This window comes from Devosia sp. (genome assembly GCF_036676215.1).
Lineage (GTDB): Bacteria > Pseudomonadota > Alphaproteobacteria > Rhizobiales > Devosiaceae > Devosia.
Genome location: NZ_JAKFDJ010000203.1, coordinates 17835 through 29994, shown reverse-complemented (window position 1 = coordinate 29994; position 12160 = coordinate 17835). Strand labels below are relative to the sequence as shown.

The 12160-nt window shown below is 63.3% G+C and carries 13 protein-coding genes; 9 read left to right on the top strand and 4 right to left on the bottom strand.

Features of this window, described 5'->3' with window-relative positions; genetic code table 11:
* The first annotated feature begins 402 nt into the window (after nucleotides 1–402).
* The 6 genes from V6M52_RS16695 (at nucleotide 403) to V6M52_RS16670 (ending at nucleotide 6448) form a co-directional block, all read left to right on the top strand.
* The gene (locus tag V6M52_RS16695) at nucleotides 403–1005 is read left to right on the top strand and encodes a sugar transferase (protein ID WP_332701926.1); all 603 of its coding nucleotides are present in this window, start codon (nucleotides 403–405) and stop codon (nucleotides 1003–1005) included.
* Nucleotides 1006–1014: 9 nt separating this feature from the next.
* Nucleotides 1015–1380: a hypothetical protein gene (locus V6M52_RS16690; RefSeq protein WP_332688697.1), complete on the top strand. Its 366-nt coding sequence runs from the start codon at nucleotides 1015–1017 to the stop codon at nucleotides 1378–1380.
* Between the two features lie 33 nt (nucleotides 1381–1413).
* Complete coding sequence (locus tag V6M52_RS16685) at nucleotides 1414–2631, top strand: glycosyltransferase family 2 protein (RefSeq protein ID WP_332701924.1); 1218 nt, start codon at nucleotides 1414–1416, stop codon at nucleotides 2629–2631.
* The gene (locus V6M52_RS16680) at nucleotides 2628–3899 is read left to right on the top strand and encodes an O-antigen ligase family protein (RefSeq protein ID WP_332701922.1); all 1272 of its coding nucleotides are present in this window, start codon (nucleotides 2628–2630) and stop codon (nucleotides 3897–3899) included. The genes V6M52_RS16685 and V6M52_RS16680 overlap by 4 nt, the downstream gene beginning before the upstream one ends.
* Nucleotides 3892–4893, top strand: a complete 1002-nt coding sequence (locus V6M52_RS16675; RefSeq protein WP_332701920.1) for a glycosyltransferase — start codon at nucleotides 3892–3894, stop codon at nucleotides 4891–4893. Before V6M52_RS16680 ends, V6M52_RS16675 begins: the two co-directional genes overlap by 8 nt.
* A gap of 82 nt (nucleotides 4894–4975) precedes the next feature.
* The gene (locus V6M52_RS16670; protein WP_332701918.1) at nucleotides 4976–6448 is read left to right on the top strand and encodes a lipopolysaccharide biosynthesis protein; all 1473 of its coding nucleotides are present in this window, start codon (nucleotides 4976–4978) and stop codon (nucleotides 6446–6448) included.
* A 3-nt stretch (nucleotides 6449–6451) separates the two neighbouring features.
* Here the strand turns inward: V6M52_RS16670 and V6M52_RS16665 are convergent, their stop codons facing one another.
* From V6M52_RS16665 to V6M52_RS16650, 4 genes are all read right to left on the bottom strand, one after another.
* On the bottom strand, nucleotides 6452–7345 hold the full coding sequence (locus tag V6M52_RS16665) for a polysaccharide pyruvyl transferase family protein (protein ID WP_332688707.1): 894 nt from the start codon (nucleotides 7343–7345) through the stop codon (nucleotides 6452–6454).
* A gap of 47 nt (nucleotides 7346–7392) precedes the next feature.
* Complete coding sequence (locus V6M52_RS16660) at nucleotides 7393–8163, bottom strand: family 16 glycosylhydrolase (RefSeq protein ID WP_332701916.1); 771 nt, start codon at nucleotides 8161–8163, stop codon at nucleotides 7393–7395.
* Nucleotides 8164–8232: 69 nt separating this feature from the next.
* On the bottom strand, nucleotides 8233–9465 hold the full coding sequence (locus tag V6M52_RS16655; protein ID WP_332688711.1) for a polysaccharide biosynthesis/export family protein: 1233 nt from the start codon (nucleotides 9463–9465) through the stop codon (nucleotides 8233–8235).
* Nucleotides 9466–9708: 243 nt separating this feature from the next.
* Nucleotides 9709–10215: a response regulator gene (locus V6M52_RS16650; RefSeq protein WP_332688713.1), complete on the bottom strand. Its 507-nt coding sequence runs from the start codon at nucleotides 10213–10215 to the stop codon at nucleotides 9709–9711.
* A gap of 84 nt (nucleotides 10216–10299) precedes the next feature.
* Here V6M52_RS16650 and V6M52_RS16645 point away from each other — a divergent pair, with 84 nt between their 5' ends.
* The 3 genes from V6M52_RS16645 to V6M52_RS16635 are packed head-to-tail and all read left to right on the top strand — an operon-like array spanning nucleotide 10300 to nucleotide 11940.
* Nucleotides 10300–11370 carry a sensor histidine kinase gene (locus tag V6M52_RS16645; protein WP_332688715.1) on the top strand — a complete coding sequence of 357 codons (1071 nt, stop codon included), beginning with the start codon at nucleotides 10300–10302 and terminating at the stop codon, nucleotides 11368–11370.
* 32 nt (nucleotides 11371–11402) lie between these two features.
* A complete protein-coding gene (locus V6M52_RS16640; RefSeq protein ID WP_332701914.1) occupies nucleotides 11403–11636 on the top strand; it encodes a hypothetical protein in 234 nt (77 codons plus the stop codon).
* Nucleotides 11637–11661: 25 nt separating this feature from the next.
* Nucleotides 11662–11940 (top strand): hypothetical protein, encoded by a 279-nt coding sequence (locus V6M52_RS16635; protein ID WP_332688719.1) that lies wholly within the window; start codon nucleotides 11662–11664, stop codon nucleotides 11938–11940.
* Nucleotides 11941–12160 lie beyond the last annotated feature (220 nt).

Genomic DNA, 12160 nt, shown 5'->3' with positions numbered 1-12160 from the left:
GTGGCGATCAGCGGTGAATGAGCCAATTTTGCGGCATTCCCGGTGCATCGCAGATATGCAGCCTCGGGGTTGCTACCTACAGGCAATCATGTTCCCCTTCTCGTGACGATGGTCGATCGGCGCGCCATGCTATGCTCATGGCATTGATGAGGTGCGCCTCTCGGGCTTTCCCAAGTCTTGTTTGGGAGAAATGCGTCAGATATATTGTGCTAGCCAATGGTGCCCCGTGCGAGTTGTGAAAAACCCGTAAATTTTTACTTATGCACCAGGAAAGAATGGTTCGGACAGCGAAATTGTAACCCGCCAAGCACCTCTATTTAGTGAGATAGCGACATGTCGATCGTAAATGCCGAACTTGATGTATCGAGCCAGACATCCAAGACGAAAGTGCCGAAAGGGGGGGTGGCCAAGCGGGCCTTCGATGTGATTGCCGCATCGACCATGCTGTTCTTCGCGCTGCCGGCGATGTTCTTCATTGCCGTCATCATGTTCTCGACCGACCGCGGGCCCATCCTCTTTGGTCATGAGCGCATCGGCCACAACGGCAAGCGGTTCCGCTGCCTGAAGTTTCGCTCCATGGTGGTCGACTCCCAGCAGGCGCTGGCGCGGCACCTCGAATTGTTCCCCCAGGCCCGCGCGGAATGGGAGGCCACCCAGAAGCTGCGTAACGATCCACGCGTTACTCCACTCGGCCGTTTTCTCCGGGTCACCAGCCTCGATGAACTTCCTCAACTGATCAATGTCATTCGCGGCGAGATGAGTCTGGTCGGCCCGCGTCCGATCGTGCATGATGAAGTCGTACGCTATGCTGGCGAGATTGAAGCCTATGCCGCAACGCGACCGGGCATTACTGGCCTCTGGCAGGTAAGCGGTCGCAGCGATGTCGACTACGATCAGCGAGTTCGCCTCGACAGCCAGTATGTGCGGGAATGGACATTTGCTGGTGATCTGATCATCTTGGTCAAGACGGTCAAGGTCGTGATTTCGCGCACCGGCAGCCGCTGAGGATCGATCATGGCACGCATTCCGCCCCTGCCGCCCAAGCTGTTTCGCACCCGCAATTCCCAGCGTGACGCCAATACGGACCTGGATCGTCTGATGAGGGTTCGGCGCACTATCGCCGCCGCCATGGACGAGGCTGTCCGCGAGCGGCAGGGTTTGGAGCAGCGGCTTGATGCCTTTCACGCCCAGGCGACGAGCCTGCTGGATAATTCCGGTGACTACGCCGAGCGCCGTAGCGAGGACGAACAGGCTATCGGCGAGGCCGAAGCCAACGCCGCCATTGCCACCAGCCGGATTGGCCAGATCGACGCGCAGATCGCCAGGCTTGGCGACATGCTCGCCGAACTCGATCGCACCTTGGATGGCGGCGCGGCCTAGCCGCGGCCAGTCGGACGAACAAATGGTGACATCATGAGATCGACCGGCCCTCAAACGGCACGCGTCGCCACGCCACTGATTTCGGTGGTGATGGCCAATTACCAGGCGGGCGACAAGCTCGTTCCAGCCATGGAGTCGGTGCTGCGGCAAAGCGTCGGGGATCTCGAGCTGATCGTCTGCGACGATGCCTCGGGCGATCATAGCGTCGCATTGGTGGAGCAGTTCATGCGCGCCGATCCCCGTGTCAGCCTGATCAGCGCCAAGGCCAATGGCGGGCCGGCACGCTGCCGCAATCGCGGGCTCGACGCGGCGCGGGGCCAGTGGATCGCCGTGGTCGACGCCGACGACATCATCCATCCTGAGCGCTTCGAGCGCCTGCTCGCCGCCGCCGCCCATCGCGGTGCGGGGATCGTCGCTGACGATTTGCTGCATTTCTACGAGGACGGTTCGCCCGTGGGCCTGCTGCTTGGCGCCGATCAGGACCGGTTGTTTTCCGTCACGACCGAACAATGGGTCGGCGCGGGTGTCGATGGTTCCCCGGCCCTCGGCTATCTGAAGCCCCTCATCCGCGCGGACGTCCTGGGCGCTCTGCGCTATGACGAAAACCTGCGCATCGGCGAGGATTATGACCTGGTGCTGCGCCTGCTGCTGGCCGGCGCTGCCATGGTCGTAGTCCCCGAGCCATATTATCTTTATCGCCGCCATAGCGGCTCCATCTCCCATCGGCTGTCCGTCCCCGATCTGGCTGCCATGATCGATAGCCAGGAGAAAATGACCAGCCAGCTTGGCGCCCTGCCGCCTCCGCTTGCCGCGGCTTTCGCTGCCAGGCATGCCCAATTGCGCCAGGGGCTGGCCTTTGAGCGCCTCGTCGCTGCCATCAAGAGCCGGAACTTCGGTTTGGCACTGTCCCTGTTGGCGCGGGATCCGCGATTGGCGCCACGACTTTGGCGCGCCTTTCTCGAAGGCCGTCGTTGGACGGTGGCCGTCCCAGCCGCTGGCCTATCGCCCGCAAAAACGCTGCAGCTTGGTCCATCCGGGCTGCGCGTGCCGGACTACGTTCCCGTCAGCGATATGGACTGGACCTCGCCACGCCCAAGGCGGGCCTGGCATGATCTGGCCGATCTTGCCCGCGGGCAGCCCATTGACGTCATCTGCCCCGATAAGTCCTCTCGCTATGCCGCTGGCTTTATTCCCCTGGCCCGCCTGCGCGAGCCCGTGGCGAAAGCCAATCTACAGGCGCAAGTCTCATGATGGCGTCGATGCCCGGTCGTGGCCATTACATTCCGATCAACGTCGCGGCCATCCTTACCTTTGCGGCGCTGGCCGCCTTGGTGCTCAACGCCATGCTGGGCTCCATGGCCGCCCTGGTCTTCGTTGCCTGTGGCGGGCTGCTGATCGTCAGCAATGTGCCGCAAAGCCTCGACAGCGTCATGCGCTGGTGGGTGGTGCTGCTGCTGCCGGCCTATTGCCTGCTGACTGCGCTCTGGTCGCAATACCCCGACAATAGCCTGCGCTACGGGTTGCAGCTGGCCTTCACGCTGGTCGTGGCCGTGGTGATCACGGGACGCATCTCCACCACGACGCTGATGCGCGGGCTATTCGTGGTCTATGTCATCGGCGTCGTGGCCAGTGTCGTCATCGGCCGCAATGGCGGGGCCGCGTGGCTGGGCATCTTCGGCAGCAAGAATGCCTTCGCCGCGCATATTGCGGTTTTCGCCTTGATCGCCATGGCCATGGTATCTGACAGGGGCGCCCATCCCCTGCTGCGGATTTCCGCGCTGGGCGGGGTGTTGATTTCCGGGCCGCTGCTGTTGCTGGCGCAGTCGGCGGGCGCCATCCTGATGGTCGTGCCCTGTTTGGCGATCATCGGGCTGGTCATGCTGACCGGTCGGTTGAGCCCCTATCAGAAGCTCTTTCTTGCCGCCCTCCTCGCCATCGCCCTGGCAGCGCTGGCGCTGCTCGTGCTCACCATGGGCGATGCCCTCTTGGCCGATGTGCTGGAAGGCTCGGGCAAGGACCCCACGCTGACCGGACGGACCGAGCTGTGGGCGACGGGGTTGAGCTTCATTGCCGAGCGGCCGCTGCAGGGTCTTGGCTACCGGGCGTTCTGGGTCAGCGGTTTCGCGCCGGCCGAGGAATTGTGGGCCATGTTCCTGGTCCCCTCCGGCGCCGGCTTCAACTTCCACAATACCTATATCTCCAACGCCGTGGAGATCGGGCTTGTCGGGCTGCTGCTGCAGATACTCATCATCTATGGCGGCGGCTTGATGATCGCCGCCTATGCCCTGCTGCGGCCCAATGCGCCCAATGCCATGCTGCTGGGCCTGCAGGTGCTGATGATCCTGCGCAGCTTCATTGAGGTCGAGGTCTTCTTCGAGTTTTCCGTCCGCTCCATCCTGGCGGTCTGCACCTTCATCTATGCCGCCCAGGGTCTGTTGGCGCTCCGTGCCCAGGCGCAGGCCCGCGCCCGGGCCGCCTCCCCCTTGTCCCACCAGCATAAAGGACTGATCGATGCGTGAACTCGCCGCCGGCCTGGTCCATATCCGTACCCCAACCTACAAGCGCCCCGCTGCTCTCAAGCGGGCGCTGCAATCCATGATCGCCCAGACCTGGGAAAACTGGGTCTGCGACGTCTATGACGACGATCCTGCTCAATCGGGACGGGCCGTCTGCGAGGCGCTGGGCGATTCCCGCATCCACTACACTCACAATGCGCCGCAGCTTTTTGCCTCGCGCAACATCGACTCCTGTTTCACCGCCAAAAATCCGCATCGCGCCGACTACTTCTGCGTGGTGGAAGATGACAATTTCATCCTGCCCACCTTCTGCGCCGAAAACATCGCTTTGTGCCGGACGCATGACATCGAGATCGTGCTGCGCAACCAGCTGGTCGAGCACGCCAGCGCCACCGCTTCTGCCCATTTGAGCGAGAAAGGGGTACTCGATGATCTGTTCTTCGAGGGGCTCTATGAGGCGCCCAATTTCCGCCTGTCGCTGCTGATCGGGATCGGCGTCTCCAATGGTGGCCTGTTCTGGTCGCGCAATACCAGCAGCCAGCTGGAAATCCAGTATCCCTGCACCGCGACGCTGCAGGAATATCTGCGCACCTTCGCCATTGCCGAACCTGTTTATGTGGCCATGACGCCGCTGGCGGTCTGGGCGGAAAACGCCGAGCAGACGACGCGCAATGCAGAGCTCAAGAGTTCCTATCTGCGGCGTGAACTCGATCTCAAGCGTTCCATCCAGGCACTGCAACGCCAGGTGTGGCACGACGCGACGCCCGCGCAACGCGCCGGCTTCCTGACCAATCCGCTCTTTGCCGCTCCGCCCCAGGCGCGCGCCCAGGGCGTCACCAAGGCCCTCCTGGCGCCGGGCATCGCCGGCCACCTGCCACCGCGCGATGCCTGGCGGCTGCGCGGGCGGGGCCTTGCCATCCGCCTACTCGGCCGCGTGACCCCCGAGTTCAACAGCTTCGTGCGTGAGCGCGGCGCCGCGGCCCTGTCGGGACACTGAGACGAAACGGCATGCAGCTTCACCGCCGCGCCTCAAAGGAGGGGAGCCGGCCAGACTATCGATCGGTTCAACCATGACAACCATGAGCGGCCTTGCCGCCGGGCCGGACCTCGGCCACGTCAAGACCGGCCGCGCCGCCGCCGCCATGCGGGGCGCGCTCTGGTCCATGCTGTCGAACTTCGCCCCGGCGGCCTTCGGCATGATCGTGTTCATGGCGACTTCGCGCGTGCTCGGCCCGGCCGAGTTCGGCATCGTGGCCTTCGCCGCCAGCATCGCCACCGTCGGCATGGCGGTGGCTCCTGCCGGCTTCCGCGACGCGCTGATCCAGCGGGACACCATTACCCCGCGCCATCTCGATGCCGTGTTCTGGCTCTGCATCGGTGCGGCGCTCATGATCTACGGTGTCATCCTCGCCGCTGCCGGACCCTTGGCCGCGAGCTTTGCCGAGCCGGAACTGGCCCTGCTCATTCCGTTCATCGGGCTGCGCGTCGTCTTCGACATGGCCGCGGCTGTGCCCAATGGTCTGCTGGTGCGCACCATGTCGTTCCGCAAGATCGCCCTGCGCACCACAATGGCGTCGCTGGTGGCGGCAATCGGCTGCCTTACCCTGCTGTGGCTCGGCTTTGGCCTCTGGGCATTGGCCTTTTCGCAGCTCGCGACCTCGATCGTCACCTGCATCGGCGCGCTAGTCGCCGCGCGCTGGCGGCCTGGCCTGACCTTCGATCTCAAGGCGCTGAAGGACTTGCGGGCCTTTGGGCTCTTCTCCACCGGCAATCACTTCATCACCACGATCACCATCGACCAGCTGCTGATCGGTGCGCTGCTGGGGCCGGCAGGTCTGGGCCTCTACAGCTTTGCCCGCCGCATCTTCCAGATCCTCACCGATCTCATCACCGGCGCGCTCAATCTGGTGTCTTATTCGCTGCTCTCCTCGATGCAGCAGGAGCCCGACAAGCTGCGCGAGGCCTATCTCTTTGGCACCTTCGCCTCTTCCATCATCGCCTTTCCCGTCTTTGCCGGCCTGGCGCTGGTCGCCGCCGACCTCATCCCCTTCGCCTTCGGCCCGCAATGGACCGAGGCCGTGCCCGTGGTGCAGGCAATGTGCGCGCTGGGGCTGCTGACGGCGGTGGGCGTCTTGCAGTCGTCACTGGTTAAAAGCCAGGGCCAGGCGGACCTTTGGTTTTACTACATGGCCGGCAAGCAGGCGGTGACGGTGCTCTACGTCTTCCTGTTCAGCAGTTGGGGCGTGAGCGCGCTCACCAATGCGCTGGTAATCCAGAACTTCATCATGTGGATGCCCACGGTCTACATGGTGGTGCGCCTGCTCCGCATCTCGCCCTGGGCCTATCTTGCCAGTTTTGCGCTGCCGGTCTTTGCGACAGTGGTGATGCTGGTTGCGGGCCTTTTGGTGCAGGCGCAATTGGCCGAGGTCGGTCCATTGCTCCGGCTAGGCGCGACCATCGCGGCCTGTGCCACGATCTATGGGGCGGTCGTGCTGTTGCTCGGCCGCCGCAAGATGATGGAAATCAAGGCAACCCTGGTTCGCCGCCGCTAGGCTCTAGCTCACCGAGACCCGGCTCTGCACGAAGCTGGCGACCGCATCCTGTGCCCGCTCGGTCGCCCGGGCGATTTTGCTGTCGGCGCTGAGCTGGGGCTCCAGCTTCGCCATCTCCTGCAGGTGCCGTGCTGCCGCCTGGGTCAGTATGCTATTGGGCAGGCGGGCGAGCGGCGACCGGCTCAGCTTGCCGACCTTGCCCTGTCCCCCGCCGCGCCCGGTGCGGCCGATATAGTATTCCAGCACGCTGGTGGGCTTGAGCAGGTTCATGCGCAAATCGATATCGAGCGCCCCGGCCCAGTCGAGCCACTTCATGTGGTGCCCGCCATAGATCGGCTTGGCCGCGATCCAGGGCGTGCGCAGCGCATCGGCGACGATGGCGCCATGCATGGCCTCGGTGATCAGGAGCTTCGCCCCGCGCAGCTGGCTCAATACCTTGTCTACCGGCTCGGTGGCGTCGATCAGCGTCATCCCGGCCAGCCGGCAGGCCTCGGCCCAGTTGCCACGCTCAAGGCTCTCATAATGCGGCATGAAGGCAATGCCGATACCCGCAGCAGGCGCCGGCAGCTCCATCGCCCGCAACAGCACGGCGCTGTCGCAGATCGCCAGTTCGGGTGCTATGTCGAGCTTCTTGGCCGTCTGCGGCCCCCGCACGAAGCGGATGTCCCAGCTGCCGTCATGCACGTCCGGTAGCCCCATATAGCCGGCATAGCCCGAGCCCATGACGAACTTGCGCGCCTTGGGATCGAGCTGGGTGCCGATGATCGAGCCGATGCCGACAAACAGCTCGCTCTCGTCTTCGTCGAGGAAGTCCCTGGGCAACAGCGCCGGCCAGACATGCAGGTTCAGCTCGTCGCCGAAATTGGGCACCTTGCCGCGAAAGAACACCAGTTTCATCTATAGGCCCTCGTTACATTTCCGGATGGTGGCGACCCTCGCCATGTTCAATCCGCGCACAGCACGGATTGGGGGAAAGCGCAGCTCTCGCCCGGCGCGGTGAAGGCGACCCAGTCGACTTCCATGGCGATGGGCCCGGCCGGCGGTGTAAACGTCCCCATCCAGTCGGTCAGCGTGTCCGTGCCCCAGAGGCTGAAAAAGATGCGCTGTGGATTGCTTGGGATCATCACCGGATCGGTCAACGTCCGCACCAGTTCGCCATTGATGTAATAGCGGATCTCGTCCGGCTCCCAGGTCACAGCATAGTCGATGAAATCGCTGTCCGATGGGTGGGGCAGGGTATGTTTCTGCCCGGCGCCGATCTCGCCATCGCCGCTCTTGCCGTTGACGAAGGTGGTGGTCTCCACGATCGATGTATCCTTGAGCAGGATTTCGAAGTCGATCTCGTCATGCGGCTTGCCCTGCTGGGGGCCGATATAGGTGAAGAAGGCGGCGTTGAGCCCCGATCCGGCGGGCGTCTTGAGGCGGGCCTCATAGGTGCCATAGCCATAGGCCTGCTTGGTCTGGATCTCGCCACAGCTATATTGCCGCTCGCCCTTCGGCACCGGGGCAAAGCCGACCTTGAGCATGTCGTCCGCCGCCGTTACCTGGCCGCTCGACCAGGTGCAATTCTGATGGGCCCCATTGGCCCAGCCATCCGAGACGTACCAGCGCTTGCTGTCGAGGCTGGCAAAATCGTCATGAAAGCTCGTGCTTTGCGCCATCGCGGCAACCGGCAGCAGTATCAGGCCCGTCAACAGGGGGGCGACAGCCCGCATTCGTCTCTGCATCGTATCAGTCATAGGAACGCCTTTACGCTGGTTGCCTGGAACGGCTCGGTCTCTGCCTCATGGAGAAAGGGCGAGCCGGGCCACGATGACGTCGCCCGCCTGCACTGCTGTGCTCATGTCCGCGGCGACTTCCTCGCCCTCGCGGATGATCGTGTAGCTGTAGCTCGGTTGCGTCCCGCCGGTGGCAACCTCGACCCCCGAATAGAGCGCCGCTTCCTGCAGTAGCGCCTGCTGGCTGGAAATCCTGAGCGCCAGGGCGGCGATCTGCCCATCCGCCGCCTGTCGCTCCAGCGACAGGTCGGAAATCCGCATGTCGCCCAGCTCGGCCCGCTCGCGCTCGGCCGCGCCGATATCCTGGCGGGCCTGCAGGCTCGCCGTATCGATGTCGAGAAGGCGCCCTTCGAGGTCGGCCACATTGGTTTCCAGTGCCGTGACGCGCGAGGCCAGCGCCAGCCCGTCATCGGAGAGCTGGGTAATCTTGCCGAGCTGTTCGCGCGCCTGCTCGAGCTGCCGCTCCATGGCTGCCCGCTTCTGCTCGAACGTCTCGATCTCGCGGGTCAATAGCGCCACCTCCTCATCGAGCGAGGTGGTCTGCGCCGCCATCTGGCGTTGCCGGGCCAGCAGGATGGCCACTTCGGCACTCACCAGCGATTGGGCGCCCTCCACCTCGGCAAGTTCGGGCGGCAGCGTCACGGTTTCGGCTGCGGCGAGTTCCGCGTCGAGCCGCGCCCGCCGCACCAGCAGGCGCACATGTTCGTCCTTGAGCACGTCGAGAGCGCCGGACGTGGTCAGCAATTCCCGCTCCGGCCGGCCGCCGGCATCGGCCCCGCGACGCTCTCCACCGGCCAGGCTCAGCGCCTTGATCACGGTGAGGCCGGGGGCAAAGGGATATTCCCCGGGCGTACTGACATCGCCGCTGACATAGATCGGGCCATAGGTGGCAATTTCGATGGTGACGTCGGGCGCCACCGGCAGTCCCAGGGCCTGCTGCAGTTCGGCCCCCAGCGTCGCTGCAAGGTCCGTCGTGGTCTTGCCGGCGCCCTGGGTAGCGCCCACAAACGGGAACGACGCCTGGCCATCCGCGCCGATAACATACTCACCACCCAGCGCCGTCAGTTCCTCGAAGGTCGATTCGCCAGCTTTCCACTCGACGACCTTGACGGCGATCTTGTCGGAGACCGACAGCAGGTAGGGCTCGCTGGCAGTTGCACCGCCCACCAGGACCAGACTGAGCGCCAGCCAACCATAGTGACCGAGGGCTCGCCGTGTTCGCGTTGGTTCGTCTCGCATGGGCATGTCCTTGCTGCTCTGCATTGATGAGGATGGTTGACGCAGATGGTGCCCGCAATGGGGCAGGATCGAACCAAATCCCGAAGTCGGTTATGGCAACCAGTGCCGCAAGATCCCTTATTCTCTGGGGTTTTCAGAGCCATTGCGACCCTGCTGCCCGCAAGGCTCAAGGCAGACATGCGCGCGGCGGCGCCTTGTCTTGCGCCTTTTCCGGACAATCCGTCGGGGTCTCAGGCCACTGAATCAAGTCGTCAGCATCATCTCGCGCAGTGATGTGATCACCCATGCCGCGTCATAGGGCTTGTCCACGAACCGGCCGGCAAAGGGCAGGTCCTTATCGTGGATATGGCGATGTCCAGAGGTGACGAGGATCTTGATCGGCGGCCAGAGCCGGCGAACCACCTTGGCGAGTTCAATGCCGCTATATCCCGGCAGCATGTCGACATCAGTGAACATGGCGGCAACCGACGGATTTTCCGTCAGCATCGCCATGGCCCCGTCATAGTTCGAGGCTTCGAGAACCGCAAAACCCGCTTCCTCCAGGCTTATCGCAATTGCCATGCGGACAAGCGCTTCATCCTCGACGACGAGGATGGTGGTTTTGCCGGTAATCATTGAAGGCGCCAACTTTCTTTGCAGGCCCAGGATTGCCCATTCCTCGTTGACTGCATGCTGGGAACTGTGTTGCTCAACGCGCCGATAGGGCATTCGATCCGCCGACCGGTCACCAAGCCAGCCGTATCCGTGCACGCCGTCATGCTATAGAGTTGATCCTAGGATCGGCAATGGCAGCGCCAACCGCGCTTACCGCCGTCCGGATTGGCCCCCCTCAAAATGCTGGATCCGCTGAACGACATCAAAGATGCCCAGACGCTTGCGCAGGCCATCGTCAATACCATCCCCGAGCCCTTTCTCGTGCTGGATGAGCAGTTTCGCGTCATGGCGGCCAGCCGGTCGTTTTATGAGACCTTCAAGGTCGACCCAGCCCAAACCAGCGGCCGGCTGCTCTACTCCTTGGGGGATGGACAATGGGACATCCCCAACCTGCGACTGCTGCTGGAAACCATCATTCCGGAAAAGACCTCGATGGACGGCTTCGAGGTCGAACACGACTTTCCCAATGTGGGGCGCCGCACCATGCTGCTCAATGCGCGCAAGGTGATCTACGAGACCGGTACCAGCGCCACCATGCTGCTGGCCTTCATGGATGTCACCGTGCGCCGCGGCATCGAGCGCGACCGGGAGGCGTTGCAGCTCCAGACGGAAGAGCTTCTGCGGCAGAAGCAGGTGCTGCTCGATGAAATGCAGCATCGCGTTGCCAACAGCCTGCAGATCATCGCCAGCATCCTGATGCTCAAGGCTCGCGCCGTGACCTCCTTGGAAGCGCGAGGCCATCTGCAGGATGCGCATCAGCGGGTCATGTCGGTGGCTGCGGTGCAGCAGCATTTGCATACCGCGTCCGGCATCGATCAGATCGAGGTGTCGTCTTATCTGTCCCAGCTTTGCGGCGGCCTGGCGACCTCCATGGTGGGCGAAGGCCAGCCGATAGAGGTCAAGGTCATTGCCGATTCGGTAACCATCCCCTCCGCCCGGGCCGTCAGCATCGGTCTTATCGTCACCGAACTGCTCATCAATGCGATCAAGCATGCCTTTCCCAAGGCGCGGGCTGATGCGCGTGTTCTGGTGACCTATGAGACCGAAGGCGACGACTGGAACCTGGTCGTGTCGGATAATGGCGCGGGCAAGCCTGAAAACACTCCGCCGGACAATGGCCTGGGCACCGCCATCGTCAAGGCGCTGGTGGCACAGCTCGAGGCCCGCCTGGATGTGAGCAGCGGACCGGCCGGCTTCAGCACGACGATTACCCACGCCACCTTTACATCAAGCATGCCGTTGGCGCGCTGAGGCCCGCCCCGTCACTTACCCAAGGAACCGCCATGTCGACCGCCTATCTGGTCCAGGGATTTACCCTCAAGGGCTCCAAGCTCATCGCCGACGTCGTCAGACCCTGCAAGACTGAGGCCCTGGCCATCGCCACGGCGGAACGGCTCGGGCCCATTCGCGCCGGTGTCGTCGCCTTCTCCCAGGAGGTCGACATCGAAACCGATGCCTATGACACGCCGATAGTCTTGTTGGAGATCGGCCGTATTCCACCCGGCCTGTTCGAATAGGCTGCAGGCCAGCGAGGAGATATCAATGCGCCAGGGCAAGAAGCCAAAAGCCGTGTCGTTTCACGCCGACGATGAGTTCGAACTGGCGCGCGGAATATTTCTGCCCGCCGGCCGCTATGACGGCTGGGAGCGCGCCTCCGCCTTCAGCACCATGCAGTCGGGGCGCAAGTCACCGCCGCGCTATGAGCTCGAATTCACCGGCGAACAGCTACGGGATCTGGGGGCTTTCGCTGCGCGCGATGAGGCGCCGGCCACTTTCGATGTGACCCATCAGGTGTCTGAGGGAATGCTCGTTCTGCTCTAGCCTGGAGGAGGGCCGCGCGCCCGTGATTCGCTGCGGCCTTGTTATCTGCGCCATTAGCGCCTATATAGCCCTCATACGTTTGAGCTCACATGGCTATCTGATCGCCGGTTTTCCGGTTTTCGCTACCCCCCTGTTTTTGAGAGCGTGTTAGACCTGCCCCTACATGTTGTGGGGCAGCAATGATGCTTTCTGGCCATTTGATTTGGCTGGGGCACGACCA

What these genes read in the sequence shown, in the direction of transcription:
- V6M52_RS16645 (WP_332688715.1), top strand. Translation starts at nt 10,300, where the DNA reads ATGCTGGATCCGCTGAACGACATCAAAGATGCCCAGACGCTTGCGCAG.
- V6M52_RS16690 (WP_332688697.1), top strand. Translation starts at nt 1,015, where the DNA reads ATGGCACGCATTCCGCCCCTGCCGCCCAAGCTGTTTCGCACCCGCAAT.
- V6M52_RS16640 (WP_332701914.1), top strand. Translation starts at nt 11,403, where the DNA reads ATGTCGACCGCCTATCTGGTCCAGGGATTTACCCTCAAGGGCTCCAAG.
- V6M52_RS16675 (WP_332701920.1), top strand. Translation starts at nt 3,892, where the DNA reads ATGCGTGAACTCGCCGCCGGCCTGGTCCATATCCGTACCCCAACCTAC.
- V6M52_RS16635 (WP_332688719.1), top strand. Translation starts at nt 11,662, where the DNA reads ATGCGCCAGGGCAAGAAGCCAAAAGCCGTGTCGTTTCACGCCGACGAT.
- V6M52_RS16660 (WP_332701916.1), bottom strand. Translation starts at nt 8,163, where the DNA reads ATGCGGGCTGTCGCCCCCCTGTTGACGGGCCTGATACTGCTGCCGGTT.
- V6M52_RS16670 (WP_332701918.1), top strand. Translation starts at nt 4,976, where the DNA reads ATGAGCGGCCTTGCCGCCGGGCCGGACCTCGGCCACGTCAAGACCGGC.
- V6M52_RS16685 (WP_332701924.1), top strand. Translation starts at nt 1,414, where the DNA reads ATGAGATCGACCGGCCCTCAAACGGCACGCGTCGCCACGCCACTGATT.
- V6M52_RS16665 (WP_332688707.1), bottom strand. Translation starts at nt 7,345, where the DNA reads ATGAAACTGGTGTTCTTTCGCGGCAAGGTGCCCAATTTCGGCGACGAG.
- V6M52_RS16680 (WP_332701922.1), top strand. Translation starts at nt 2,628, where the DNA reads ATGATGGCGTCGATGCCCGGTCGTGGCCATTACATTCCGATCAACGTC.
- V6M52_RS16655 (WP_332688711.1), bottom strand. Translation starts at nt 9,465, where the DNA reads ATGCGAGACGAACCAACGCGAACACGGCGAGCCCTCGGTCACTATGGT.